21 protein-coding genes and 1 pseudogene are annotated in these 25,684 nt (G+C 71.3%); 16 read left to right on the top strand and 6 right to left on the bottom strand.

The window, feature by feature from the left end:
- Window positions 1–123 precede the first annotated feature (123 nt).
- From Pflav_RS26675 to Pflav_RS26660, 4 genes are read left to right on the top strand one after another with little or no spacing between them, the layout of a single operon-like run.
- Window positions 124–378: an acyl carrier protein gene (locus Pflav_RS26675; protein WP_173039149.1), complete on the top strand. Its 255-nt coding sequence runs from the start codon at window positions 124–126 to the stop codon at window positions 376–378.
- Window positions 368–1,576: a beta-ketoacyl synthase N-terminal-like domain-containing protein gene (locus tag Pflav_RS26670; RefSeq protein WP_173039147.1), complete on the top strand. Its 1,209-nt coding sequence runs from the start codon at window positions 368–370 to the stop codon at window positions 1,574–1,576. The genes Pflav_RS26675 and Pflav_RS26670 overlap by 11 nt, the downstream gene beginning before the upstream one ends.
- Window positions 1,566–2,558: a beta-ketoacyl synthase N-terminal-like domain-containing protein gene (locus Pflav_RS26665; protein ID WP_173039146.1), complete on the top strand. Its 993-nt coding sequence runs from the start codon at window positions 1,566–1,568 to the stop codon at window positions 2,556–2,558. The genes Pflav_RS26670 and Pflav_RS26665 overlap by 11 nt, the downstream gene beginning before the upstream one ends.
- Window positions 2,555–4,654: an AMP-binding protein gene (locus tag Pflav_RS26660; RefSeq protein WP_173039145.1), complete on the top strand. Its 2,100-nt coding sequence runs from the start codon at window positions 2,555–2,557 to the stop codon at window positions 4,652–4,654. The genes Pflav_RS26665 and Pflav_RS26660 overlap by 4 nt, the downstream gene beginning before the upstream one ends.
- Before the next feature lie 306 nt (window positions 4,655–4,960).
- Here the strand turns inward: Pflav_RS26660 and Pflav_RS26655 are convergent, their stop codons facing one another.
- Window positions 4,961–5,605 carry a LuxR C-terminal-related transcriptional regulator gene (locus Pflav_RS26655; protein ID WP_173039144.1) on the bottom strand — a complete coding sequence of 215 codons (645 nt, stop codon included), beginning with the start codon at window positions 5,603–5,605 and terminating at the stop codon, window positions 4,961–4,963.
- Complete coding sequence (locus Pflav_RS26650; RefSeq protein ID WP_232071949.1) at window positions 5,557–6,858, bottom strand: sensor histidine kinase; 1,302 nt, start codon at window positions 6,856–6,858, stop codon at window positions 5,557–5,559. The genes Pflav_RS26655 and Pflav_RS26650 overlap by 49 nt, the downstream gene beginning before the upstream one ends.
- Before the next feature lie 136 nt (window positions 6,859–6,994).
- On the opposite strand from Pflav_RS26650, the gene Pflav_RS26645 reads away from it, so the two are divergent.
- Window positions 6,995–9,103: an MMPL family transporter gene (locus Pflav_RS26645; RefSeq protein ID WP_173039142.1), complete on the top strand. Its 2,109-nt coding sequence runs from the start codon at window positions 6,995–6,997 to the stop codon at window positions 9,101–9,103.
- Window positions 9,104–9,286: 183 nt separating this feature from the next.
- Here Pflav_RS26645 and Pflav_RS26640 read toward each other — a convergent pair whose 3' ends face one another.
- Window positions 9,287–9,772 carry a hypothetical protein gene (locus Pflav_RS26640; RefSeq protein ID WP_173039141.1) on the bottom strand — a complete coding sequence of 162 codons (486 nt, stop codon included), beginning with the start codon at window positions 9,770–9,772 and terminating at the stop codon, window positions 9,287–9,289.
- Between the two features lie 246 nt (window positions 9,773–10,018).
- Between Pflav_RS26640 and Pflav_RS26635 the strand changes: the two genes are divergently transcribed.
- The 5 genes from Pflav_RS26635 (at window position 10,019) to Pflav_RS26615 (ending at window position 15,338) form a co-directional block, all read left to right on the top strand.
- Window positions 10,019–11,689, top strand: coding sequence for a purple acid phosphatase family protein (locus Pflav_RS26635; RefSeq protein ID WP_173039140.1), 1,671 nt, complete (start codon window positions 10,019–10,021; stop codon window positions 11,687–11,689).
- Window positions 11,690–11,752: 63 nt separating this feature from the next.
- Window positions 11,753–12,382: a hypothetical protein gene (locus Pflav_RS26630; RefSeq protein ID WP_173039138.1), complete on the top strand. Its 630-nt coding sequence runs from the start codon at window positions 11,753–11,755 to the stop codon at window positions 12,380–12,382.
- Window positions 12,379–13,161, top strand: a complete 783-nt coding sequence (locus Pflav_RS26625; protein WP_173039136.1) for a nickel/cobalt transporter — start codon at window positions 12,379–12,381, stop codon at window positions 13,159–13,161. Before Pflav_RS26630 ends, Pflav_RS26625 begins: the two co-directional genes overlap by 4 nt.
- A 98-nt stretch (window positions 13,162–13,259) precedes the next feature.
- Complete coding sequence (locus tag Pflav_RS26620) at window positions 13,260–13,775, top strand: FHA domain-containing protein (protein ID WP_173039134.1); 516 nt, start codon at window positions 13,260–13,262, stop codon at window positions 13,773–13,775.
- A gap of 165 nt (window positions 13,776–13,940) precedes the next feature.
- Window positions 13,941–15,338: an alkaline phosphatase PhoX gene (locus tag Pflav_RS26615; RefSeq protein WP_197938753.1), complete on the top strand. Its 1,398-nt coding sequence runs from the start codon at window positions 13,941–13,943 to the stop codon at window positions 15,336–15,338.
- Window positions 15,339–15,395: 57 nt separating this feature from the next.
- On the opposite strand, the gene Pflav_RS26610 is transcribed toward Pflav_RS26615, so the two are convergent.
- The 3 genes from Pflav_RS26610 to Pflav_RS26600 all read right to left on the bottom strand — a co-directional run bounded on the left by Pflav_RS26610 (window position 15,396) and on the right by Pflav_RS26600 (window position 20,473).
- Entirely contained in the window at window positions 15,396–17,642 is a 2,247-nt protein-coding gene (locus Pflav_RS26610; protein ID WP_173039130.1) for an esterase-like activity of phytase family protein, read from the bottom strand.
- A gap of 97 nt (window positions 17,643–17,739) precedes the next feature.
- Complete coding sequence (locus Pflav_RS26605) at window positions 17,740–19,374, bottom strand: VWA domain-containing protein (protein WP_197938752.1); 1,635 nt, start codon at window positions 19,372–19,374, stop codon at window positions 17,740–17,742.
- Window positions 19,375–19,423: 49 nt separating this feature from the next.
- A complete protein-coding gene (locus Pflav_RS26600) occupies window positions 19,424–20,473 on the bottom strand; it encodes a hypothetical protein (protein ID WP_173039126.1) in 1,050 nt (349 codons plus the stop codon).
- A gap of 119 nt (window positions 20,474–20,592) precedes the next feature.
- Here Pflav_RS26600 and Pflav_RS26595 point away from each other — a divergent pair, with 119 nt between their 5' ends.
- The 6 genes and pseudogenes from Pflav_RS26595 (at window position 20,593) to Pflav_RS46255 (ending at window position 25,683) form a co-directional block, all read left to right on the top strand.
- Window positions 20,593–22,176, top strand: coding sequence for an alkaline phosphatase D family protein (locus Pflav_RS26595; RefSeq protein ID WP_173039124.1), 1,584 nt, complete (start codon window positions 20,593–20,595; stop codon window positions 22,174–22,176).
- Window positions 22,177–22,195: 19 nt separating this feature from the next.
- Window positions 22,196–23,085 (top strand): annotated as a pseudogene (locus Pflav_RS26585) (CHAD domain-containing protein).
- An 80-nt stretch (window positions 23,086–23,165) separates the two neighbouring features.
- On the top strand, window positions 23,166–23,870 hold the full coding sequence (locus Pflav_RS26580; RefSeq protein ID WP_173039118.1) for a hypothetical protein: 705 nt from the start codon (window positions 23,166–23,168) through the stop codon (window positions 23,868–23,870).
- A 306-nt stretch (window positions 23,871–24,176) separates the two neighbouring features.
- Window positions 24,177–24,626 carry a hypothetical protein gene (locus tag Pflav_RS26575; RefSeq protein ID WP_173039116.1) on the top strand — a complete coding sequence of 150 codons (450 nt, stop codon included), beginning with the start codon at window positions 24,177–24,179 and terminating at the stop codon, window positions 24,624–24,626.
- The gene (locus Pflav_RS46260; protein ID WP_232071945.1) at window positions 24,626–25,222 is read left to right on the top strand and encodes a PstC family ABC transporter permease; all 597 of its coding nucleotides are present in this window, start codon (window positions 24,626–24,628) and stop codon (window positions 25,220–25,222) included. The genes Pflav_RS26575 and Pflav_RS46260 overlap by 1 nt, the downstream gene beginning before the upstream one ends.
- On the top strand, window positions 25,174–25,683 hold the full coding sequence (locus Pflav_RS46255; protein ID WP_232071943.1) for a PstC family ABC transporter permease: 510 nt from the start codon (window positions 25,174–25,176) through the stop codon (window positions 25,681–25,683). Before Pflav_RS46260 ends, Pflav_RS46255 begins: the two co-directional genes overlap by 49 nt.
- The last annotated feature ends 1 nt before the right edge of the window (window position 25,684 follow it).

Here is a 25,684-nt window from a genome sequence, read left to right as displayed (position 1 = left end):
GGCGCGACGGGCCCGGTGTCTGATCCCCCAGGTTGATCGTCCCGGCGAACCTGGCCGCTCCCAACGACGGTCGGCCGCAGTACTGGGCCTGGGGAGGCAGAAAGCGGTTAGGGGAGACAGACGATGCCACAGGAGACGTCCGCAACGCGGCTGCGTGAGCTGGCGGCCGATGTGTTCGACGTACCAGCGGAAGAGATCACCGACGGCGCGGCCTTCTATGAGGATCTCGGCGTCGACTCACTGCAGAAGGTCGATTTCGTCGTACGGATGGAGCGGCAGCTCGGGCTGAAGCTCACCGACGACGAGGCGGCCGGCATGCGGGACCTCGGCGGAGCGATCGCCGTGCTGCGCAGCCGGGGACTGAGCGTTGGACCGTGACAGCGTCGCGGTGTCCGGCGTGGGCGCGGTCTCGCCCGCCGGACTTGGCGTGCACGCGTTGTGGCGTGCGATCGAAGACCGCCGGGTGCTCACCGGGCCGGTGACGCGGTACGACCTGTCCGGGTACCCGACCCAGCAGGCCGCCGAGGTGCCGCCCGGTGCGGTGGCGGCGCTCGACTCGCTGGTACCGCCACACGAGTCGCTCGCCGCCCGCTACCTGGCCGCCGCGACGCTCGAGGCGCTCGGCGACGCGGGCCTGCCGGCGCACCGGCGGCGCGGGCGGCTGGGGCTGTTCGTGGGCACGGTCATGGGCACCCGGCCACTGCTCGACCGGGCGATCGGGCGCGGGCCGCTCGGCGTTGCCGAACGGGCCTGGGCCCGCCCGGACGAACTGCTCGCCGCCGTTCGCAAAGTGGTCACAGTGGACGGTCCGGCCGTGCTCCTCGCGCCGGGCTGCTCGGCCGGCAACGAGGCGATAGCCGCGGGCGCCGCCGCGGTGGCCTCAGGCGAGGTCGACGTGGCGGTCTGCGGCGGGGCGGACGAGCTGTCGCTGGAGGTGTTCGCGTTCTTCACCTCTATGCGCGCGCTCGCCGCCGACGCGATCCGGCCGTTCGACGCGGGGCGCCGGGGCACGATGCCCGGCGAGGGTGCCGCGGTGCTCGTGCTGGAGCGGGCCGGGCGGGTCACCGCCCGTGGCCGTGCGCCGCTCGCCCACGTACTGGCCACCGCGTCCGCCGCCGACGCGCACAACCTGACCCAGCCACACCCGGACGGTGCCGGGCTGATCGCCACCATCCAGACCTGCCTCGACCGCGCCGGAGTCGAGCCGGACGACGTCGACTGGGTCTGCGCGCACGGCACCGGTACGCCGGCCAACGACGCGGTCGAGGCCCGAGCGGTCGCCAAGGCGCTGGGCGGCCGGCGGCGACCGGTGCTCTCCTCCGTGAAGGGACAGCTCGGCCACGCGGAGGGCGGCGCCGCCGCGCTGGAGGCGGTCATCGGGGTACGCGCACTCGCGCACGACCTCGTGCCCGGCAACGTCACGCTCGTCGACCCGGACCCGGAGTGTGCCGGCGTCGACCTTGTGGAGCCGGCCGGCCGGCGCGGGCCGGTGCGCCGCGTGCTGAGCCAGGCGTACGGCTTCGGCGGCGCGGTCTGCACCGTACTCCTGGGGAAGGGGACACCCGATGCCCGCTAGCGTCGCCGTTCGCGGCGCCGGCCTCCGACTGTCCGAAGTGGAGGACCTGGCGGCGCTCGCCCGCCGCCTCTCCGACGCACCGGCACCCGCGGCGGTGCGCCGGTTCGCCGCCCCGGACACCGTGCTGGCGCCGGTGGAGCGGGGCGTGTACGGGCCGGTCGAGCCCCGCCTGCCGGCCCGCGCCGGCTCCCGTGGGCTGCGCAGCGTACCGCACGAGTCGCTGCTCGCCCTCGCGTCCGCGGCGGATACGCCGACCCGCCCCGAGGCTCGGACGCCGGACGACACGACGGCCGTGGTGTGGGCCAGCTCCACGGCCGGGCTGCCGGAGTACGCCACGGTCTGCGCCGAGGCGTCTACATTGGACCCTGGCTTCGTCGCACCGGCGCTCGGCCCCGCGTCCGCGTACAACGGGCCGGCCGCCACCGTATCGATCCGGCTCGGCCTCGCCGGGCCCAACCTCACCCTCACTGGCGGCGCCACCGCGGGCATCTCGGCGATCGCGGAGGCCATGCGGCTCATCGCGACCGGTGACGCGAGCGCCGCGCTGGTCGGCGCCTCGGCGACCGTGACGCGGTGGAGCCTCACCGCCGCGCACGACCACCTCACGCCCGCCGAGGGTGCCGCCTGCCTCGCGCTGGAGCCCTCCGCCGGGCCAGGCATCCAGCTGCGCGAGTGCCAGCGCACCGACCTCGTACACGCGACCGCTCGCGTGATCCAGGCCGCCGCCCGGCCGGAGACCCGCCCGGACGGCCTCGTCATCTCCACATTGGACGCCGGACTCGTGGACGCGCTCGCGTCCGGCCAACCCTTCCCCGTCTGGCACGTTGAGCGGTCGCTCGGCGACCTCGGCGCGGCGGGTGGGTTTCTCGCGGTGGTTGGTGCCGCCGCGCTCTGCGCCGCCGCCACCAGCCCCACGAAAATCCTCGCCCTCGCGGTCGAGCCGTGCGGGAGCACGGCCAGCTTGGAGGTTTCGTCATCGTGAACAACAACATCGTCGAGCACCTGCTCTCCGCCGGTAAGCCCGACGCGACCGCGTACGTGGACGCCGGCGGGCAGGTCACGTACGCCGAGCTGGCCCGGGCGGTACACGCCTACGGGGCGCGGCTGGACGGCTCCGCGTTCCGGCCGGGGAGCCACGCGCTGATCGTCGCGGACGACTCGATCGCGACGGTCGTGGCGATCCTGGGCGTGTGGTGGGCCGGTGGCGTACCGGTACCGGTCAGCCCGATGCTCACCCCGGCCGAGATCGAGTTCATCGCGGCAGACTGCTCCGCCACGTACCTGCACGTGGACGAGCGGGCCGACACGCACCTGCCCGCCAAGGGCGCCCTCGACCTGCCCCGCGGCCGGGCCGACCGGATGGCACCGTACGACGGTGAGATCCCGGCGCCCGCGCACCAGGGCGACGGTGACGTGGTGCTGATCCAGTACACGTCCGGCAGCACCGGGCAGCCCAAGGGCGTACTGCACACCCGCGCCGGCATCGACAGCGTGCTGACCGGGTTCGGCCGGATCCTCGCGCTGTCGCCGGCCGACACAGTGCTCTCCACGGCCAAGCTCTCCTTCGGGTACGGCTTCGGCAACTCGCTGCTCTTCCCGCTCGCCGCCGGCGCCCGTACTGTGCTGAGCGCCGGCCCGCCGGACGTCTTCCGGGTCTCCGCCACGCTCGCCGCGCACCGCCCGACCGTGCTGTGCTCGGTGCCCCGGGTGTACGCGGCGCTGCTGGAGCGGATCCGCCACGGCGAGGCGCTCGCGCTCGGCTCGCTGCGGCTGGCCGTCTCGGCCGGCGAGCACCTGCCCGCCCCGATGTGCGGCGAGTTCGCCAAGGTGTGCAGCGCGCCGTTGGTGAACGGGCTCGGCGCGACCGAGGTGCTGCACATCGTGGTGGCCACGAACGGCAGCCGGCCCGGCTCGACCGGCATCCCGGTGCCCGGCGTGCGGATCACCGTACGCGACGAGCAGGGCCAGATCGTGCCGGACGGTGTCGAGGGGCGGCTGCACGTGGCCGGCGGCTCGGTCGCGGCCGGTTACCTCGACCGCGCCGACGCCACCGCCCGCACGTTCGCGGACGGCGGCGCGTACACCGGCGACATCGTGCGCCGCGCGGCGGACGGCGACCTGGAGTACATCTGCCGCCGCGACGACCTGATCAACGTGGGCGGGTTCAAGGTGTCGCCGTTCGAGGTGGAGGCCGCCGCCCGCGAGGTGGACGGTCTCTCCCAGGTGGCGGTCGTCGGCGCGCACGACAGCAACGGGCTGGAGCAGGCGGTCGCCTACCTGGTACCGGAGAACGGCGCGGACCGCTCGGCGCTGCGCACGGCCGCCCGGCAGGCATTCCGCGAGCGGCTGCCGGTCTTCAAGCGGCCGGCGGTCATCGAGGTCGTGGACCAGCTCCCGGTCACCTCGACCGGCAAGCTGGCCCGCTTCAAGCTGCGTACCGGCGAGGTCAATGTCACCATGCGGGTGCTGCGCGAAGGCCACGGCCGCACGCTGATCTGCCTGCCGTACGCGGGCGGCTCGGCCGGCTCCTACACGCGGCTGGCCAAGCACCTGCCCGAGTCATGGCGGGTGGTGGCCGGCGAGGCGAGCCTGCGCGGCCCGGTCACGGTGGCCGACGTCGCCGACGCGTGGTGGAAGGCGATCACGCCGTACCTCTCGTCCGGCACCGTCCTCTTCGGACACAGCCTGGGGGCGCTCGTCGCGGCCGAGATAGCGGGCCGCGCCGGTGCCGGGCTGGAGCCGGGGCACGTGGTGCTCTCCGCCCCGCCGCTGTCCGGCGCGGCGGCCAGGACCATCCGCGCGCAGGACGACGCGGAGCTTGTCGCCGAGCTGACCCGCAGCGGGCTGATGCCGCCGACCACGCTCACGGCCGACGAGGTTGGCCGGCTGCTGCTGCCCGCTTCCGGCGCGACCTGTCGCTCGTACCGGACGATTGGACGCCCTCGCTGGAGACCCCTGTGCACGTGCTGGTCGGTGCGGAGGACACCCTCTGCACGCTGCCCGGCGTCGCCGCCCGGCTCCGCCCGTCGATGGTCGCCAGCACGCACGTGGTGGACGGCGGTCACTACTTTGTGGTGACCAACGCGGTCCAAACCGCCACCGTGCTGGCCGGCCTCTACCCGTAGGCGGGGCGGGCAGAGGCCCCCGCCCGCCCGTCGTTGCCGCGGCGGGCGGGCGGGACCCGCCCGCGCCCCCTCCGCGCTTGGCGCGGCGGAAAGCCCGGCTTTGGGGACCGTGGGCGAGGGCCCGTGGCGTGGTCTCGCCCACGGCCGCCGCCGGCCGCTCCCGGTCGTAGCCCTGACGCAGCGACTGGCCCTTCGAACATCGCACCCCGCAAGCCGGAACACCTCCTGCGAACGGACGACCGGTTCTTAAGTTGAGCGCTCAGCCATTCAGGTAGGTGAGGACCGCGAGCACCCGGCGGTTGTCGTCGTCCGACGGGGGCAGGCCGAGCTTGGTGAAGATGTTGTTGATGTGCTTGCCGACGGCCTTGTCGGTGACGAAGAGGCGGCCCGCGATCGCGTTGTTGGAGCGGCCCTCCGCCATCAGGCCGAGCACCTCGCGCTCACGCGGAGTGAGCGCCTTCAGCGGCTCCTCGGCCGAGCGGCGGGCCAGGAGCTGGCCGACGACCTCGGGGTCGAGCGCGGTGCCGCCGGCCGCCACCCGCTTGACCGCGTCGACGAACTGGCTCACGTGCGAGACGCGGTCCTTCAGCAGGTAGCCGACGCCGCCGGTACGGTCGGAGAGCAGCTCCCGGGCGTACAGCTGCTCGACATGCTGAGACAGCACGAGCACCGGCAGGCCGGGCACCTGCTCCCGTGCGGCGATCGCGGCCTGTAGCCCCTCGTCGGTGAACGTGGGTGGCAGTCGCACGTCGACCACGGCCACGTCCGGGCGGTGCTTGAGGAGCGCCGGGAGGAGGGAAGGGCCGTTGTCGACGGCCTCGACGACTTCGAAGTCATACGCGTTGAGCAGCCGGATCAGCCCGTCCCGGAGGAGGGCAAGGTCTTCGGCGATGACAACTCGCACGGCAGCTCCATGATCACGACGGTGGGGCCGCCGGGCGGGCTGCTCACAGCGACCGTTCCATCGAATGCTGCCAGGCGCCGCTCCATCCCGCGGAGCCCGGTGCCCCTCGCCGGGTCGGCGCCGCCGACCCCGTCGTCACTGACCGTCATGACGAGGATGCGCCCGCTGTGCCGGACCAGCACCCAGGCCCGTGTGGCGTGGCTGTGCTTGACCACGTTTGCCAGGGCCTCGGCGATCGCGAAGTAGCCGGCCGACTCGACCGGAGCCTGTGGCCGCCCGTCGAGCTCGATGTCGACCTCCACCGGGAACGGCAGCGTAAGCGCGAGCGCGCGCACCGCGCCGTCGAGCCCACGCTCGGCCAGCACCGGCGGGTGGATGCCGCGGACCAGGTCGCGCAGCTCGGACAAGGCCCGATCGCTGGCGTCGCGGGCCTCGGCGAGCAGCTTCTGCGCGGCGGCCGGGTCGCGGGTGACAAGATCCTCGGCCAGGCCCAGGCTCATGCCCAGCGCGACAAGCCGGGCCTGGGCGCCGTCGTGCAGGTCGCGCTCGATGCGGCGCAGCTCGGCCGCCTGCGCGTCGACGGTCTCCGCCCGCGTACGCGTAAGGACCCGCACCCGCTGGTCGAGCGCCGCCTGGCGGGTGGGCCCGAGCAGCTGCTTGGTGGACCTGTCGTGCAGCCGCAGCAGCGCCGGCGCGGAGGCCACGCCGAGCGCGAGGATGAGCACGCCCTGGGGGATCGCGACGATGCCCTCGAACGGAAAGTCGATCGCCCAACCGAGCCCGTAGTGGTATCCGTCGATGAATCGCAGCAGGGCGGGCATGACCAGGGTGCCCTCGACCCCATACCCCACCAGCGCCGCTCCCAGGATGCCGAGCGCCAGCGTGAGCGGGGCGCAGAGCAGCCACAGGAAATCGCGCCAGGTGGCCGGGTCGCCGAGGATCCACAAGCAGCGCTGCCAGGCCCCGACCAGGCCGAACGACTCCATCGATGGTCGTGGCTTGTAGGGCGAAGGGATCTCCACGCCGGACCACTGTCCGGCCAGCCTGCGTCGCTCGTCGGCCAGGGCCCGGACCGCGACTGTCACCAGCGGCAGCAGCAGGATGCCGACCCCGAGGACCGGCAGCAACGAGAGCGAGACGATCCACAGGACGAGCAGGGTGAGACCGCTCACGAAGAAGGCCACGCCCAGCATGAAGCCCCGCACGCTCGCGGCCAGGCCCCGGCCTATCCAGGCGGTCAGCTCCTCGTTCACGCCACCCATTCTTGCCCGACCTGCCCGCCACTGCCGGTAGGGCTAGCCCCACCCCCCTCGGGGTGCTGTGACCAGTGTCCGGACGCGGCGCTGGCCGAAGGATCGAAGGCGTCGATTACCGAGGGAGGAAGCCAAGATGTCCTGGCACTGGATCACCAGACTGCCGTCTGGCAGGCGTACCAAGTTTTTGGCGCTCGCGCTGTGGCTCGTCATCGCGTCCGCGATCGGGCCGCTCGCCATCAAGCTCGCCGACGTGGTCACCGACGACGCGGTGGCCTGGCTGCCGCGTACCGCCGAGGCCACCCAGGCGTTCGAACGGGCGGAGGCGGCCTTCCCCGGCTCCGACCGGCTCGTCGCGGTCGCGGTCTACGCCCGGGACACCGGCCTCACCGACGCCGACCGGGCCAAGGCCGAGGCGGACCGGACCGCTTTCACCCGCTACGCCGAGGGCGGCCAGGTGCCGCCGGTCATCGTGAGCGAGGACGGCAAGGCGCTGCTGATCTCCTTTTCGCTCGCGGGCGACGAGGACCAGCAGGCCGAGTCGACGGGGGAGGTCCGGGACCAGCTGGCGAACGCGCCACCGGCCGGTCTGCTCACCGGGCTCACCGGCTCGGCCGGCGCCAACGACGACCTGTTGGACGCGTTCGGCGGCATGGACATCACGCTGGTACTTGTCACCGCCGGTGTGGTCGCGCTGCTGCTGCTGTTCACGTACCGCAGCCCGGTGCTGTGGCTCATACCGCTGATCTGCGTCGGCGTGGCCAGCCAGGTGGCGAGCGCCGTGGTGTACCTGCTGGCCAGGCACGCTGGGCTGACCGTCGACTTCCAGGGGCAGAGCGTGCTCACCGTGCTCGTCTTCGGCGTCGGCGTGGACTATGCACTGCTCCTGATCGCCCGGTACCGCGAGGAGCTGCGCCGGCACCGCGACCGGCACCAGGCGATGGCGGTCGCGCTGCGCCGCTCGTTCCCGGCGATCCTGGCCTCGGCCGCGACTGTCGCGATCGGCCTGCTCTGCCTGCTCGCCGCCGAGCTCAACTCCACCCGCAGCCTCGGCCCGGTGGGCGCGATCGGCATCGCCGCCGCGTTCCTGGTCATGACGCTGCTGCTGCCGGCCGTGCTTGTCCTCTTCGGACGGTGGCTGTTCTGGCCGTTCGTGCCCCGGTACAGCCCCCACGCGGTTGGGCACGACGTCGCGGAGGACCACCGCATGTGGGGCCGGGTCGCGGCGTTCGTCGGGCGTCGGCCGCGGGCCATCTGGATGGGTACCGCCGTCGCGCTGGCCGCACTCACGCTCGGCATCGGCAACCTGAGCATGGGGCTGCCGGCCAACGAGACGTTCACCAAGGAGGTCGGCTCGGTCATCGGGCAGCGGCTGATCACGCAGCACTTCGCGGAGGGCTCGGCCTCCCCGGCCGAGATCACCGCGCGAGCGGACGCGGCGGACGCGGTCGCCTCGGCGGTGCGGGGCGTCGAGGGCGTCGCGTCGGTACAGGAGCCGCAGCGCTCGCCCGACGGCCAGTGGGCGATGGTCCGGGCGGTGCTCGCCGCGGAGCCGGACAGCTCGGCCGCCAAGGACACAGTGGAGCGGATGCGGGATGTGGTCCACGCGGTCCCGGGAGCGGAGGCCCTGGTCGGCGGCGAGACGGCGATCCAGCTCGACACCGAGGTAGCCGCGCAACGCGACGAGCGGGTGGTCATCCCGCTGATCCTCGCGGCGGTGTTCCTGATCCTTGTGTTGCTGCTGCGGGCGCTGGTGGCCCCGGTGGTGCTGATCGCCAGCGTGGTCCTCTCGTACGCGGCCGCTATGGGCGCCGCCGCCTTCGTCCTGGACGCGATGGGCTACACCAAGCTCTTCTCCGGCCTGCCGCTACAGACGTTCCTGTTCCTCGTGGCGCTCGGCGTGGACTACACGATCTTCCTGATGACCCGGGCCCGGGAGGAGGTCGGCCAGCTTGGCCACAAGCGCGGGGTACTGCACGCGCTGACCGTCACCGGCGGCGTGATCACGAGTGCCGGACTTGTGCTGGCGGCGACGTTCGCGGCGCTGACCATCCTGCCGCTTGTGCCCTCGGTGCAGACCGGCGTCATCATCGCGGCCGGCGTGCTGCTCGACACGTTCGTGATCCGCAGCCTGCTGATCCCGGCGCTCGCGGTACACCTGGGCAAGAAGATCTGGTGGCCCAGCCGCCCGGTGCGCGAGGCCGCGGCCAAAGCACAGGCGCCGACGTTCCTCAGCCGGGTCTAGCCGGATCGAGGTTCCGCGTGATGCCCGAGGTCGCCCACGCGACCTCGGGCATCGGCCGTCCAGACCGGCATCCGCTGCAAAATTCGAAAAGAGATTTGAGCTACCGCGATGTGCGTCGTGGTCCGGACCGCTGCTCCCGCGGCCTCACCCTCCGCGGTTCACAACCAAACCCGCGAATGGCTTTCAGCGCGTGTCGGCGGGGGAGAGGCGGCCGGTCGGGCGGTAGCGCACGCACATCACCGTGCGGTCGCCGTCGGCCCAGGTCTCCGCGGTCGGGAGCACCGGGTACAGGGCGACGCCCGGGTCGCCGTCCGGCCAGCGGCGGGCTTGCGAGCGGCGGCAGCCGTCCCATGCGTACTCCCGCACGCGCGGCTCGTCCCAGGCGCCGTCGGGCACCTGGACGAAGCCGTACGACTGGTTCTGCGCACCCTCGACGCACGGGCGGTAGACCACGATCACGTCGGCGAAGGCGACGTCGTAGGCCGGGTCGTCGAAGCATTCGCCGGCCTCGATGTTGAGGATGCCGGGCGTCTCCGCGTCGAGGAACCCGTCGCTCTTGAGCACAGTGGACGGTCGGGACGCGCCAGTGACGAGCCCGCCAAGCAGCGCCGCGGAGAGCAGGATGCCCGCGGTCCGCAGGAAGGGGCGCACGCCGAGTGAAGTGACCATCGCGAACGGCATAGTAGAAGTCGATCTTCGAACCTGGCGTCACCGCCCGACGGCCTGCCGCCCCCGCCGGATGAACTCTGCCGGGATATCGGGTGAACCGGGCAAATAGGCCGACGTATTGGATCATGAGTTCACCGACCGGCCAGCCACCTGTCGCGGGGCCGTTGGCTGCCGCTGGCTCAATCCCCGTGAGCCACCGCTTGCCGGCGGTGGCCGCGTTCCTCTACCCCAAGGGGTGAGCCAGCATTGTCTGACCAGAGAAGCCCGTGGTCGACCGGACCGCGCCGCGCGTTGCTCGCCAGCATCGGTGCTGCCGCGCTGCTCGCGGGCGGCTTCGCCGCCGGCCCGGCCGCGTTCGGTGACGCTGCTCCGGGCAAGCACCCGGCCGCGGAGATCCACAAGCCGTCGCCGGTGCCGGACCGCATCATCCTCACGCCGACCGAGACGCCGGCGACCTCGCAGCGGGTCACCTGGCGTGCCGAGGCCACGGCCGAGTGGGCGCAGGCGGAGATCCTCGAGTCGCCCAAGGCCCTCGGCCAGGTGGCACCCCCGACCGGGGCGCTGACCAACGTCAAGGCCTTCGCCACGACGCCGGTCAACACCTCGCTCGGGTACGCCTCGACGTACCACAGCGTCGAGTTCACCAACCTGACGCCCAACACCCGCTACACGTACCGGGTCGGGGACGGCACCAACTGGAGCGAGTGGATCGACTTCACCACCGCGGCCAGCGACTTCCAGCCGTTCTCGTTCCTCTACTACGGCGACGCGCAGAACTACATCGACACCGCGGTGCCGCGCGTCTTCCGCCAGGCGTTCGCCGACCGCCCGCAGGCCAAGGCGATCGTGAACGCCGGTGACCTCATCGACTCCGCGAACAGCGAGGAGCAGTGGGGTCAGTGGTTCCAGGCCGGCAGCTTCATCGACGGCCAGATCAACAACATCTCGGTCACGGGCAACCACGAGTACAGCGGGAGCTCGCTCTCGTCGTTCTGGGCGCCGCAGTTCCCGTACCCGGCGAACGGCCCGGCCTGGGGTAGCAACCCCGCTGTCGACCGCACCGCGTACTTCGTCGACTACCAGGGCGTGCGCTTCATCGGGCTGAACAGCAACGTGCAGAGCATCCCGGACATGATGGCCGCGCAGACCGCGTGGCTGGAGAACGCGCTCAAGACCAACCCGAACAAGTGGACGGTCGTCACGTTCCACCACCCGGTGTACTCGACGGCCTCCGGGCGTAACAACCCGATCGTCCGGGCGCAGTGGGGCCCGCTGTTCGAGAAGTACGGCGTGGACCTGGTGCTCCAGGGCCACGACCACACGTACGGCCGGGGCAGCACGGCGGCCTCCCGCAAGTCGGTGACCGTGCACGACAGCACCGTGTACGCGGTCTCCGTCTCCGGCGGCAAGATGTACGACGTGAGCGACGCCAACTGGGTCGGCAACGGCGCCGACGTCATGAGCAAGAGCGAGGACACTCAGCTCTACCAGCTCATCGACGTCACCGAGGACACGATCCGGTACGAGGCCCGCTACGCCAACGGCCAGCACCACGACGGCGTGCTCATCCGCAAGAACAACGAGGGTGAGCGCACCGTCAACGAGATCCGCACCCCGCAGAACACCGTCGGGGAGCAGGCCGTGGTCAACAAGACCACCGTTGAGGCACAGGGCCGGGTCAAGGTCTCCGCGTACGGGTACGACCCGGGCGAGAAGGTGACCGTCTACCTGCGCAACACCAAGGCCGAGGAAGGCAAGAACGGCGTCTTCATCGGCTACAAGACCGCCGACGAGCTGGGCCGGCTGTCGTACACGTTCGAGCTGCCGCCGAGCGCCAAGAACGGCAGCACGCACGTGGTCTACCTGGACAGCGCCAACCAGCAGATCACCAGCCCGGTCATCACCGTAACGAAGTGACGCGCCGTGGGCCCGCCGTACTCCTGCGGCGGGCCCACCGTGTCCATCTTGGACGGAGGTACGGTGCGGCCAGCAATCATCGCCGCCGCGGTCGCGGCGGCGGTCCTGTTCCCCGCCACCCCCGCGGGGGCGCACCCATTCGGCCCGCCCTCGACCGCGCGGGTCAGCGCGGACGGCTCGCGGGTCGCCGTAGCGTGGCAAGCCGCCGAGGACGACTGGGTGGCCCTCGGCCGTCACGTCGGCGCGTTCGACACCGCCAGCCCGGACGTGACCGGCGCGGAGCTGCTCCGCCGCTCCCCGGCCGTACGCGACTACCTGCTCGACCGCATCGCGGTGAACCAAGGCGGCACCCGGTGCGCCGGTGACCTCGCCGACCTTGAAGACGTACTGGCGCAGGGGGCCAAGCTCACCTTCGACTGCCCCGCGCCGGTCGTCGATGTCGACCTCACGTTGACCGCGCTGACCGACGTCAACGACGCGTACCGCACGATGCTCCGGGCCGACACACCCGCGACGCCGGACCAGGCGCTCTTCACCGCCGCCGCGCCCACGCAGCACATCACGTTCACCGCGTCCGGCGACAGCGGCGTGCGCCGGTCGGTGGTCACGGTCGCGATCGGCACCGCGGCGGTACTCGTACTCGGGCTTCTCGTGATCGCCTTTCGGCGGCGCCGGTCGGGGGCGCGGGCATGAGCGCCTTCGACGACCGGCTTGTCGCCCTCTTCGACGGCCGCGCCGTCTTCTGGCTGGCGCTCGTCACCGCACTGGCGGTCGGCGCCGCCCACGCGGTCGCGCCCGGGCACGGCAAGAGCATCACCGCCGCGTACCTTGTCGGCACCCGGGGCCGCTACCGCGACGCACTGCGACTCGGCCTGATCGTGGCGCTGATGCACACGTTCTCGGTGCTCGTGTTGGCGCTGGTGTGGGTCGGCGCGTCCAGCGCGGCAAGCCTGGGCACGGAGACGATCACCGCGTGGATGCAGGTTGCCGCGGGCATCGTGGTGATCGGGGTCGGCGCCCATCTGCTGTGGCGCCACATCCGCAAGCGCGGCCATCACCACCATCATCACCACGACCACGACCACGCCGGCACCCACGACCATGGGCATGACCATCATGACCACGGCCACGACCATCACCACGAGGTACCCGACGACCCGTGGTCCCGCCGCGGGCTTGTGGCGCTGGGCCTTTCCGGCGGTTTGCTACCGTCGCCGTCCGCCTTCGTGGTGCTGGTGAGTGGCCTGCTCACCGGCCGTACCCTGGGGGCGGTGGTACTGGTGATCGCATTCGGGGCGGGCATGGCGGTCACTCTCACCGCCGTGGGCGTGCTCAGCCTCCGCGGCTGGGCCCTGCTGTCCGGCCGCGCCCGCAAGTGGTCGACCTCCTGGGTACCCGCGCTGGCCGGCGCCGGCGTCTGCCTGGGCGGCACCCTCTACCTGGCCGCGGCCGTCTCCGTCCTGGCCGCCTGACGAGGGCCTAGCCTTCCCGTAGCCCTCTACGGGCGGGTGAGAGGACGCTGGAGAATCAGGGGCTGGGCGTGGTAGTGGGGACCGTCGATAATGGGGCGATGACGGCCGACCCCGAACAGGTGCGCGTGTCCCACCGCGAGCGGCTGCGGGCGGCTCGGGCGCTGCGGGAGAGCGCTCGCGAGGGGCGGTTGTCGGACGTCACGTTCCTGCACCGGCTGCGTGCCGTTGCCGACGCCCGCCGGCGCCGTGACCTGGACGCGGCCGTGCGTGACCTGCCGCCGGCCGGGTGGTGGGCGCGGGCCGAGCTGGCGGTCCAGGGGTGGTGGGGGCGCACGTTCGGGCCCCGGCAGGCGGCTCAGCTCGACCTGCGGCTGCCGCCCGCGCCAGGGCGATACCTGATCGGCCGCGACTACGGCTGCGACCTGCGGCTCACCCACGACTCGGTGTCCCGCCGGCACGCCATGCTGACCTCGGTCGGCGGGCAGTGGATGGTCGTCGACCTCAACTCGACGAATGGCACCCGGGTCAACGGCTGGCGCCTACAGGTGCAGACCCCGCTCCGCCCCGGTGACGTCCTCGACCTGGGACTGCAACGCCTCCGCGTGATCGCGTAGCGACGTATCGCCACCGTACGGCGCGCAGAAGTTCATTCGGCCGTCCACAATCCACCCGCTCGGCGGTCGCCTCCAAGTAGCAGCGTCAGCCCCGTCCCGACTGACGTTTGTTAAGGAGGACACATTCCCATGACTGAACTTACTCCCGCGAGTGAACCAACTCCCATGAATGAGACCACCCGGCGCGCCCTGCTGGGTGGTGCCGCCGCCGTGGCCGGTGCCGCCGCGCTCGCCCCGCTGGACGCGCTGGCCGCGCGTGCCGCCGAGGCGCACGGCGGGAAGGGCCCGCGTCGCCCGTTCAGCCCCGACTACGGCCCGCTCTCCCCGGTCCGCGACCACACCACGGGCCTGCCGCTGCTGCTGCTCCCCAAGGGCTTCGAGTACATCAGCTACGGCTGGACCGGCGACCGGATGAGCGACGGGGTCCCTACGCCCTCGCTGCACGACGGCATGGCCGCGTTCAAGGTCAAGAAGGGTGACGGCCACCGCTGGCACCACCGCGACCGCGTCCACCTGGTGCGCAACCACGAGGTGGCCGGCTTCTCGGAGGGCAAGTTCACCGACCCGGCGTACGACCCGGACGCCGCCGGCGGTACGTCCAACGTCACGTTCGACCTGGACGAGGGGGAGTTCATCGAGAGCTACGGCAGCCTCTCCGGCACCGTCCGCAACTGCGCGGGCGGGCCCACGCCGTGGGGCACCTGGCTCACCTGTGAGGAGACCGGCGACGTCAACCCGACGACCGGCACCAAGCACGGGTACATCTTCGAGGTGCCGCACGCCGGCAAGGGCAGCGCGACGCCGCTGAAGGCGATGGGCCGCTTCGAGCACGAGGCGATCGCGGTCGACCCGGCCACCGGGTACGTGTACGAGACCGAGGACGCCGGCAACTCCGGACTGTTCCGGTTCCGTCCGCGGGTGCCGGGGCACCTGAGCAAGGGCGGCGTGCTGGAGATGCTGAAGATCGGTGACGCCACGGTCTCCACGCACGGCGCCGCGATGGGCACGGTCTACCGCAAGACGTCCTGGGTACGGGTCGAGGACCCGGACCCGGCCGACGGTGAGCCGAGCCCGACCGAGCAGGGCATCGCCAAGGGCGGCGCGACGTTCTCCCGGCTTGAGGGCGCCTGGTACGGCAACGGCGTCATCTACATCGTCTCCACCAGCGGCGGCCCGGCCGGCCTGGGGCAGGTGTTCGAGTTCAACCCGCGCAGCGGGCGGCTCCGCGTGCTCTTCGCCTCGCCCAACCAGGACGTGCTGAGCAACCCGGACAACATCGGTGTCAGCCCGCGCGGCGGCATCGTGCTGTGCGAGGACGGCAGCGGCGTGCAGTACATGCACGGGCTGACCACCGACGGCGAGATCTTCCCGTTCGCCGCCAACAACGTCATCATCCCGAACGGCGTGCAGGGCAAGCCGGCGATCGCGCCCGGCGACTACTCCACCCGGGAGTGGGCCGGCTCGACGTTCGAGCCGACGCGGGGACAGTGGCTCTTCGCGAACATCCAGAGCCCCGGCATCACGTTCGCCATCACGGGTCCCTGGCACCGCGGCTCGCTGTAGAACCGTAGAAACGAGACGGCCCCGGCGCGCACGCGCCGGGGCCATCCAATGTGGAACTTAACGCAGTCCGGGAACGTCGAGGACGATCAGCTCGGTGTCGTCCGCGCGGCCCGGGATGCGGCCGTCGTTGCCGGGGAAGTTGTTGTCGTTGGCCACGAGCACGCGGTCACCGCCGAGCGGCAGCACCGACTCGACCGACTGGAGCGGGAAGCTGAAGAGCTTGCCCACGCCGTACTCGTTGGGGCGGGCCGGGGTGGAGACGCCGTGCGGGTCGGCCACGCGCATCAGGTCGACCGCGGTGCGCCGGCCCAGGTAGCCGTCGGCGCCCACCTCGTCGAGGTCGGTGACCAGGAGGCGCTTGACCACCGAGCGCGGGCCCATCTCGTTGTCCCGCTCGATCAGCACCAGGCGGCGGCCGTCGAGCACGCCCGCGTCACCGACCACAAGGGACGGATCCGCGACCCGGAACCACCACGTGCGGCCGGTGTACCGGTTGGCGCGCACGTCGAACTCGTACACGATGCGGCGGCGCTGGTCGGCGTCGTCGGTCTTGGCGCCCTCCAGGATCGGGTACAGCCACTTGCCGTCCCGGCTGACCGCCATCGCCTCGAAGCCGCGGCTGGCCGGCACCGTCGGCGTCTCGCCCGGCGCCAGGTCCGGCGACTGCGGCGACTTCGCCCCGTCCGGCAGCGGGATCGGCGCCTGGAGCACCTTGCCGGTCTTGTCGGTGCGGACCAGGTACGGCCCGAACTCGTCACCGATCCACAGGTCACCCCGGTAGTCCCGGGCCAGCGACTCGATGTCGAAGTCGGCACCGGTCAGCAGGCGCTCCCGGGTCGTCTCGTTGGCGATCGGGAACGGCACCTTGTGGTTGGGGTCGCGGAAGCTGATGAAGCCCTCCACGTCCACCTCGTGCCGGTCGTAGCGAGGCTTCACGTAGTACGCCCGCAGCAGGAAGTCGGCCGAGTTGTTCTTCGCGCCGAAACCGTTGTCCGGCATGGCGAGCAGCCGGCGGCCGGACGTGTCACCCGCGCTCGCCGGGATGACCGCGGAGAAGCCGGGGATCGGCTGCCCCGGGAAGGGCGGCGTGATCCCGTTCACCGGGGTCGGCGCGAGCTGGGTGCCGGAGATCGGGCCCGGCTGGTACGCGGTAGCCGACAGGATCGCGCGGCTCTTCAGCTCCGGCTGGGGGCGCAGCTTCACCGACAGCGCGTACACGCGGGTGATCTGGGTGGCGCCGCCGTTGTCGTCCGAGAGCAGCCACAGCAGCCGGCGGCCACCGGGCAGCGCCTCGCCGAGCGCCATCGCCTCGATGTTGTCCAGCAGCGGGTTGGGCTGCGGCTGCTTGGCCACAGCGCCCGACGGCGGGCAGTCGGCGATGTCGACGAGCAACTCCTTGCCCACCCACGTGCGGCTGTCGGTCACCGTGGAGAGCGAGGCCACGCCGGTGACGTCGGGCGCGCCGGTCGCGTTGACCAGGTACACCCGCACGGTGTTGCCAACGCCCGCGGTGAAGCCCCGCTCCATCGCGAGCAGCTGGCCGTCGCCGAGCGCGACAAGCTCGACCAGGCCCAGGCTGGGGTCGGTCCGGTACGCCAGCTGGGCGACCGGCGTGTACGACTTGCCGCCGTTCCAGCTGCCGTACTCGATGATCCGCTGCAGCCCGCGGGCCTGGGCGTCGCGGCCGTCGCCGGAGAGCGGCCCCTCCATGCCGGCGTAGAGCGTGCGCCCGTCGGACGTGGCGGTGAGCGACTCGAAGGTCTGGTTGACGGCAGACTCGCCGGCCGGGGTGACCTGGAAGCGCGCCGGCACCGGCAGGCTGGCGATCTCGCGGCCGTCGGAGAGGCGGAACCGCCGGATCGACGGCTCCCGCTCCGAGCTGGCCAGGATCGTCTTGCCGCCACGCTCGGCGACAAGGCCCTCACCGTCGAAGTCACCGCCGTTGTACGGAGTGCCGTCTGGCCGGGTAAGCACGGTCATGCCGCGCACCTTGGCGGAGACGCCGCGCTTGTCGGTGTTCAGGTCCACGTCGTACACCCGGGCCGGCGTGGTGCCGATGTTGTCGACCAGCGCGAGGCCCCGCGACGAGCGGGTCAGCGCTAGGGCGGAAAGGCCGGACACCGGGGTGTCGGCGAACGTGGTCTTGTCGAGGGCGTCGGAAAAGCCGATAAGCGACGCGTCCGGGGCACAGGACGCGCCCGCGGAGGGGTGGTGCGCCTGAGCCCCGGACGCCGGTAGCGCCGGAAGTGTCGCGGCCGCGGCCACCGCCACGACGGCGGCCCGGACGCGTTTCGAGGAGGTCATCACGGGCTGATGCAAACCGCTGGGGGGCGCCGCGACGGAACACCCGACGAAACGCCGCATGAACTCTACTGAACCAGCCCGACCGCGCACTGAGGACTTATTGGTACCCGCGGATCTGCTTGAAGACCCCGGCCAGCGAACCGCTGCGGGCGTCGAATGAGCGACCACCGCTGATCTTGGATACCTCGGTCATCTCCCCGACGTTGCTTTCGCCGAATAGGAGCGTGAAGATCGGAATCGTCTTGATCTTGGCGGGCAGCTTGGCGTGGTACGTCTTGAACGCCGGCAGCTTCGGCCCGACCGTCCGCTCGCCGTCGGTGAGCAGCACGATCGAGGTGAACCGCTTGGGATCGGCCGCGTCGAGCTTCTTGGCCAGCTCCAGCGCTTGGGTGAGCGCGTCGTAGATGGCGGTGTCGCCCTTGGCCGCCAGCCCGCGCACGTAGCCGCTGATCTGGTTGGTGACCGGCTTCCGGTTTTCGACGGGCAGGTCGAACTGGCGCGGCGCGCTCGGGGTGGTGCTGAACGGCAGCATGATGACCTGCTCACGCCCGTTGAAGCGGGTCAACTCCCCGGAGAGCGAGTTGTCCGTACCGGAGAGGCCGAGCAGCGCGGTCTGTAGCCCCTTCATCCGGGCGCCCTTCATCGAGCCGGAGACGTCCAGCACGTAGATGGTGCGGGCCGGCTTGCGCATTGTGTCGCCGAAGCCCGTGACCAGCGCGGTGGCGTCGCCGTACCGGGCCGGGAACGGCAGCTCGACAAGGGCGCCGTCGGTGGGGCCGAAGGACTTGGTCAGCTCGATGCCGGGCACGGCCGGCCGCCGGAACGTGGTCTCCATGATCTTGCGCTGGGTGGAGGCGCGGCGCAGGAAGTCGGCGACCGCCGTGTAGTTGGTACGGGCCTGCTCGGATGCGCCGGACAGGAGAGTGAGCGGGTAGTCCGCCGTGACCACGCCGTCGGCCGGGTAGACCACGGTCAGCGGCTCCTTGAGCTCACCGCCGGCGTTCAGCGAGAGCAGCACCGACTCGTAGTTGACCAGGCCGTCGACGGGAGCGCCGCCGGACTGCCGCTGCACGTACGCGTCGGCCAGCCACCCGGACGAACCCGAGCTGAGCGACTGCCCCGCGAAGAAGGGCTGTAGCCGCGGCGTGAGGGTGGTGATCTCGGCGCTGGTCAGCGCGCGGCCGGTGCCGGCCAGGGCCGCGGCGACGCCGACCAACGCTGAGTAGCCGGAGTTCGAGGCAGCGGGGTTTGTCATGCCGTACGTGAACCGGCCCGAGCCGGCCGCCTCCGCGATCTCGCTCCACGTCGGACGGTGCTGGTCCCAGCCCAGCTCCTTCGCCTTGCTGGCGCGCAAGCCGAGCACCACGGGGGAGTTGGCCACCTTGGTACTGACGTCGATCCGGCCGGAGGCCTCTGGGTGCAGCTCGAGGTAGCGGTTGCTGGAGAACCAGATCGCGTCCTGCTCGCGTACGGCGGTGCCGGCCGCCACCTTCTCGATCCCGTCGAGGGTACCGATCTCGGTGAGTTTGACGGTCACGCCGGTGGCGGCCTTCACCTCGTCGAGGACCGGCGCGAGGTCCTGTAGCTCGCTGCCGGCGAGCACGCGCAGGGTGCCGGAGCCCTTCTTGAACGGCCCTTCCGAGGCCTGTGGGCTGGCAGTGGGGTTGGGGCTGCTGTCACAGGCGCTCGCCAGGAGCGCCAAACCGAGGGTGAGAGCCAGGAAACGTCGCACGGAAGTCCTTTTCGGGTTCACGGCCATTCGAGGTTCGTGGCCATCGTGTTCATTGCCTGAGGCGCTGGTCGAGCGTCGTGAGGAGGGAGTCGACGACCTCGGCCGGCGGCGCGGGGACGATGCCGGTGAGCTTCAGGGGCAGCGCGGGACCGGCGCCCGGCACGCGGGCAAGCACCGACGCGGCGGTGGCCTCGTCCGTGCGGAAGCCGTGCTCGGCGGCGAGCTGGAGCAACTGCGGATCCCTGACGAGCAGGTCGCCGACCTTGTCGCCGGCGCCGTCGAAGGCGACCACCGTGTGCGTGCTTGGCGTGGTGGGCGCCGTGTACATCAGCGTCGCGTTGCGGGGGAGGGTGCCCGCCAGCGCCGCCTCGACGAACTGGGACTCGTAGACCAACACGAGGGGTGTGTAGTTGAGGCCCTGGGTGAGGTACTTCTCGAACGGGTCCTCCGTGGACCGCTCCAGTCCGCCCTGGTCGGTGAAGAGCTTGACCACCTCGTCCAGGGCCTGGGCGCCGCCGCCCAGCTGGTGCAGGGCGAGCCAGGCGTACACGCCCGCCGAGTTGGAGTCGCCGGGGTGCGTGGTGGTGACCAGCACGTCGCGGCGGGCCGGGTAGGCCACGTTGCCCTTCAACTGGTCCCAGCGGACGTCCCGCTTGGCCAGGTCGAGGTATTTGCCGAGGTCGAGCACCCAGTGCCCTTCAGGCGCCCGGCGGGCCACCCCCTCGGCCACGAGCAGGTCGGTGATCTGCGTGAACGTGGCGACGGCGACCGGCGACCAGAAAGGCGAGTGTGTGCCGGTAGCCGGGCGGGCCTGCTTGACCCGCTCTGCCGCCTGCACACTGCTGGGGAAGGCAAAGTCATACCGGTCGAGCGGGACCGTTGTAGCCATTTCCCGCGAACCGCGCGAATCCACCTCCACCCGCATCCCGTGGCTGGCGAACGCGTCTTTCACCCGTTGGTCGGCGAAGAACGGCGCCTTCTCCGATCCCACGACCCCGCGGACCGTCTCCAGCCTGTCGACGCCCAGATACCAGCCGATACCGGCACCGAGGGCGGCCAGCACGACTACGGTCGGGACGATAATCCAAAGGCGCTTCACGGCCCGATGGTGGTAGGGGCGGGAAACCCCGACAGTTGACGGATGGTGAATTCCCAGTGAATGGATAATTGGGATCGCCGCGGTTGTGCCGGTCCATTTCCGCTCGCGATATTGGCGCAATGGATCTTACAGCCAACCGGCGTCAGGTACTGGCGGGCGCGGCCGCGGTGGTGGGTGCCTCCACCCTCGCGGCCGGCTCGGCGCACCCCGCGTCGGCGCATGGTTCAGACACGGCGACGCCCTTTCCCCTCGGCGTGGCCAGCGGCGATCCGCTGCCGGACTCGGTAATTCTGTGGACACGGCTGATCCGCGACCGGCGGTCGTCCCGCCCGGTCGAGGTGAGCTGGCAGGTGGCCAAGGACGACCGGTTCCGTCGCGTGGTGCGCTCCGGCAAGGAATGGGCGCGCCCGGAGCTCGCACACTCGGTGCACGTGGACGCGCGCGGGCTGGAGCCCGGGCGGGAATACTTCTACCGGTTCAAGGCCGAGGGGCAGCTCAGCCCGGTCGGCCGGACCAGGACCGCGCCGCACCGCCACGCGCGGCCGGACCACCTCCGCTTCGGCGTGGCCAGCTGCCAGGACCTCCAGAACGGGTACTGGCCGGCGTACTGGGGTCTCGCCGACGAGGACTTCGACGTGGTCTTCCACCTCGGCGACTACATCTACGAGTACGACCCGAACAGCCGCTTCGCGGACCGGCGGCACACCTCCCCCCAGACGCTCGGTCTGGACCAACTGCGCACATTGGACGATTACCGCAACCGGCACGCACAGTACAAGAGCGACCCGGCCCTGCGCGCCGCCCACGCCGCCGGCGCCTGGGTGGTGACCTGGGACGACCACGAGACCGAGAACAACTACGCGGACCTCGTCGACGAGCTCGACTCGGGCGCGGCACACCAGACCCCGGCGGAGTTCTCCCGGCAGCGGGCGGCCGCCTACCAGGCGTACTACGAGCACATGCCGATCCGGGCGCACCTGCGGCCCGGCCGTGACGGCATGCGCATCTACCGGCGCTTCGACTTCGGCCTGCTGGCCCGGGTCAACGTGCTGGACACCCGGCAGTACCGCACCGACCAGCCGGGCCCCGGCGACCTCGGCCCGGAGCCCTTCGGCGCCGGCAACACCAGCGGCACGCTGACCGGTGACGAGCAGGAGCGGTGGTTGGCGCACGGCCTCGTGCACTCGCCGGCCCGGTGGAACGTCATCGCGCAGCAGGTGATGATGAGCCGCACCCGCTTCCCCAACCCGACGGGCCAGCCGCCGCTCACGGTGGTCAACCTCGACCAGTGGGACGGGTACATGCCGCAGCGCCAGCGACTGCTTCAGCTGCTCGCCGACAAGCGGGTGGACAACCCGGTGGTCCTCGCCGGTGACATCCACTCCACGTGGATCAGCGACCTCAAGCTGAACTTCGACGACCCGGCCTCGCCGGTGGTCGCGGCCGAGTTCGTCGGTACGTCGATCAGCTCGGACTTCCCGGTTGCCTTCGACGCGCCGCTCAAGCAGGCGAACCCGCTGCTCAACCCGCACGTGCGCTACTTCGACGGGCTCAAGCGGGGCTACCTGCGCTGCGATGTGACCCGGGAGTCGTGGCGCACCGACGTACGGGTGGTCGACACGATCGACGTGCGCGAGGCACCCGTTTACACCTCGGCGTCCTTCGCGGTCGAGGCGGGCCGCCCAGGAGTTGTACCCGCCTGACGAGTTCTGGTGTGGCGGCATGCCGGTCGGGTATCCGGTCGGTATGACCGCCACACCGTCGGGCGCGGCTGGCGCCGTCCAGGCCTACCTCCGCGCGCAGCGGGACGTTATCGCGAACTACGAGTCGGGAGTGCGTGCCGGCGACGAGAACGCCGTGCACGACATGCGCGTGGCGATCCGGCGGGCGCGCAGCACCCTGCGGTCGTTCCGGGGATGTGGGACCGCGAGCGGGTGGACGCGCTGCGCGACGAGCTGAGGTGGCTCGCCGACCGGCTCGGGCCGGTGCGCGACGGCCAGGTGATGGTAGGCCGGCTCGCCGGCGCGGTCCGGTCCGAGCCGCGGCAGCTCGTCGTCGGACCGGTCGAGGCGCGCATCCAGCACTACGTTGGCCAGGACACCTCGGACGCGTTGGAGCGGATGCGCGGCGCTCTCGAAGACGACCAGTACGGCGGGCTGCTCGCCGAGCTTGACGCGCTCGGCAACGCCACCGCGGGGCGGGACGACGCGTGGGTGCTGGGGCGGGTCCGCAAGGCCGTACGCCGCGCCGACCGGATGCTCGACAGCGTGGACTCGCTGGACGAGCACGAGCGGGACGTCCAGCTGCACGAGGCGCGAAGAGCGTACAAGCGGGCCCGGTACGCGGCCGAGGCGATCGACGTCAAGCCGGCCCACCGGCTGGCTCAGCGGCTCAAGGCGGTGCAGGACGTGCTCGGCACCCACCAGGACACCGTGGTCACCCGGGCCGTGTTGCGCGACCTCAGCATGCGCGCGTACCGGGAGGGCGGCAACGCGTTCACCTACGGCCGGCTGCACGCCCGGCAGGAGGCCGCGGGGGAGGCCGTGCTGGGTGACCTGCCGGCCGCCACCCAGCGGGCCAGGAGCGGAAAGGTGCGCAGCTGGCTCGGGTGACCGTCCCGTTCACCTGTTGTGTGTCTGGCGCGCGGCGTCCATTGAGATGGCCTTAGCGCAGGCTGAATAGACCCGTCCGTGTGATTCGAGTCCGACCCACCCTCGCCGCGCTGTCCGCTGTCGCCGTCTCCGCCCTCGCCGCGGTCGCGTTCCCGGCGCCGGCATCGGCGGCGCCCCTCGGCACCGTGAAGCTCTCGCAAGCCAAGGGCACCGTCGACCAGACGCCGATCTTCGGTACCGCCTCCACCTCCAAGCCGTGCCCGGACGGGTTCGGCTCGGACGCCGCGGTCCGGATCGGGCCGCCCGGTGGGCCGTACCAGAACGTCGCCACCCCGTTGCGTGAAGGCGGGTACGACAAGAAGGCGGTCTCGGCCAAGCCAAACCGCTCGTTCAGCAGGGCGATCGGTGGCGCGCCGGCCAACGGCGAGTGGTGGGTCGTGGTGGAGTGCTGGAGCCTGACGCTGGGCCGGCACCCCGAGCTGTTCATCACCCCGCTCACGGTCACCGGGCGCGACTGGAAGATGGGCCAGCCGGCCGGCGGTGCTTCCCTCGACTCGCCGCCCTCGCCGCAGCCGACCGTGCCGATCGCCAACCCCTCCGGGTCCGCCGCCCCACCGGCGCCCCGCAGGCCACCGAGCCTGGCCCGGCCACGACCCCGCCCGCGGTCCCAGATCCGGAACTCGCGAGCAACAACCGATCCGGCTCCGCCTCGCCGCTGGCGAGCGCGCTGTGGGTCGGCGGCGTGGTGCTGGTGCTCGGGATCGTCGGCGCGATCGCCTTGCTGACCCGCCGGCGCCGGCCGAACTGACCGCTTCAGGGGCGCCGGACGAAGACGACCTACGGATACGTCTACATCAATGAAAGAAACCGTCGAAATGATGACGAAGCAGCTCACGGCCATGTTTTCGGCCGGTCACGCTATCCGAAAGGTGGATGCCTCCTTACCCGCTGTTCACCTCTTGCATGTCCGGCGTGAGTCTTCGCCTGCGCGCGAGGACATTGTGCCTGCCGAGGCTGATCTCACTGGTCGGGCACGTTGGGGTGAGCCTGACCAGCCATGCGTACGAAAAGTGCGCATTGCGGAAGGGATCATGGTGCAGCACTCACGGTTCGTGTTTCTGGCCGCGCCGATGCCCGAGTCGAAGGACGGTGACGGGGCCGACGGCATCCTCTGGATGCTGGTCTCGCCGAACAACCGCCCGCTGGGGCGCGGCACCACATACCACGAGACCTACAGCTCCTGCCGCCAGTCGGTGCTGGACCTCCAGGCCAACAGCGAGCGGGTCAAGTCGGTCGAGACGACGGTCGAGCTGACCGGCCAGTGGTCGTGGCGTATCGAGCTGGACGGTGAGCCGGTGGCCGTTTCGAGCCGCTCCTACCTTCGGGCCAGGGAGTGTGCGTACAACCTCGAGCGGTTCCTGGAGGCCGTTCCCAAGGCAGAGGTCGTCGCCGGTACCAGGACTGTCCGGCGAGGGCGGCGGCGGACCGGCGTCGAGGAGTCACCGACACGGCCCAACCGCGAACTTCGGAACGCGGGCTGATGACCGTAACGTCGGCTGATCCACCGTCCACGCACGTACCGTCCACACCGGAGGGACCACAGGACAGCGCGCGCCGGATCCGAGAGCGCCGACCGCCGTCGGACCAGCTCTTCCGCGGCGTCGCTCGCGCCGGTGGCACGGTCGTACTCCTGATCATGCTGCTGGTCGGGATCTTCCTGACCAGGGACGCACTACCGGCCTGGCGGGAGGCCGGACTCGGCTTCCTCACGACACAGGCGTGGGACCCGCAGGGTGGCGACTTCGGTATCGCGGGCGTCCTCGTCGGTACCCTGCTGATCGGCATGGTGGCAATCAGCGTCGCCGTACCGCTGGCGTTCGGGGCGTCGCTCTTCATCTCGGAGTACGCGCCGGCCCGGATCAAGCCCGTGCTCGTCAACCTGGTCGACCTGATGGCCGCGGTGCCGAGCGTGGTCTACGGCATCTGGGGCTGTTCCTCTTGCAGCCGAAGCTCCTCGTGGTCGGCGAGCAGGGCGAGGGCCTGCCCCGCTGGCTGGCGACCTACTTCGGCTGGATCCCGCTCTTCCGAGTGGACGACTACGATCCGCGCGACCCACTGGCGACGCCGACGTCGCTGACCGCGTCGACGTTCGTCGCCGGCTTGGTCGTGGCGATGATGGTGACGCCGATCATCGCGTCCATCATGCGCGAGGTCTTCTCGCAGGCACCGCTCGGTGAGCGCGAGGGCGCGTACGCGCTGGGCGCCACCAAGTGGGGGATGATCCGCTCGGTCGTACTGCCATTCGGCCGGGGCGGCATGATCGGCGGCACGATGCTCGGTCTCGGCCGGGCACTCGGCGAGACCATCGGCGTCTACCTCGTCATCTCCGTGGTCTTCGTGATCCAGCCGCACATCCTGCAGAACGGCGGCGGCTCGATCTCGGCACTTATCGCGTTGCGCTACGCGGAGGACCTCGGCGTCGGCTTCGCCGCGCTGATGGCCGCCGGCCTCGTGCTCTTCGGCGTCACGCTGATCGTCAATTTCGGTGCCGGAATCATCATCAACCGCAGCCGCTCGGGTGCGGCGAGCGAGGTGTAGT

Source organism: Phytohabitans flavus, assembly GCF_011764545.1.
GTDB classification, from domain to species: domain Bacteria; phylum Actinomycetota; class Actinomycetes; order Mycobacteriales; family Micromonosporaceae; genus Phytohabitans; species Phytohabitans flavus.
This window is presented reverse-complemented; position numbering and strand designations above follow the sequence as displayed.

Excerpts from the sequence above, each read along its gene's own strand:
- Pflav_RS26615 (WP_197938753.1), top strand. The coding sequence starts at position 13,941 with ATGAATGAGACCACCCGGCGCGCCCTGCTGGGTGGTGCCGCCGCCGTG.
- Pflav_RS26675 (WP_173039149.1), top strand. The coding sequence starts at position 124 with ATGCCACAGGAGACGTCCGCAACGCGGCTGCGTGAGCTGGCGGCCGAT.
- Pflav_RS26645 (WP_173039142.1), top strand. The coding sequence starts at position 6,995 with ATGTCCTGGCACTGGATCACCAGACTGCCGTCTGGCAGGCGTACCAAG.
- Pflav_RS26620 (WP_173039134.1), top strand. The coding sequence starts at position 13,260 with ATGACGGCCGACCCCGAACAGGTGCGCGTGTCCCACCGCGAGCGGCTG.
- Pflav_RS26625 (WP_173039136.1), top strand. The coding sequence starts at position 12,379 with ATGAGCGCCTTCGACGACCGGCTTGTCGCCCTCTTCGACGGCCGCGCC.
- Pflav_RS46260 (WP_232071945.1), top strand. The coding sequence starts at position 24,626 with ATGACCGTAACGTCGGCTGATCCACCGTCCACGCACGTACCGTCCACA.
- Pflav_RS26610 (WP_173039130.1), bottom strand. The coding sequence starts at position 17,642 with ATGACCTCCTCGAAACGCGTCCGGGCCGCCGTCGTGGCGGTGGCCGCG.
- Pflav_RS26595 (WP_173039124.1), top strand. The coding sequence starts at position 20,593 with ATGGATCTTACAGCCAACCGGCGTCAGGTACTGGCGGGCGCGGCCGCG.
- Pflav_RS26665 (WP_173039146.1), top strand. The coding sequence starts at position 1,566 with ATGCCCGCTAGCGTCGCCGTTCGCGGCGCCGGCCTCCGACTGTCCGAA.
- Pflav_RS26575 (WP_173039116.1), top strand. The coding sequence starts at position 24,177 with ATGGTGCAGCACTCACGGTTCGTGTTTCTGGCCGCGCCGATGCCCGAG.
- Pflav_RS26640 (WP_173039141.1), bottom strand. The coding sequence starts at position 9,772 with ATGGTCACTTCACTCGGCGTGCGCCCCTTCCTGCGGACCGCGGGCATC.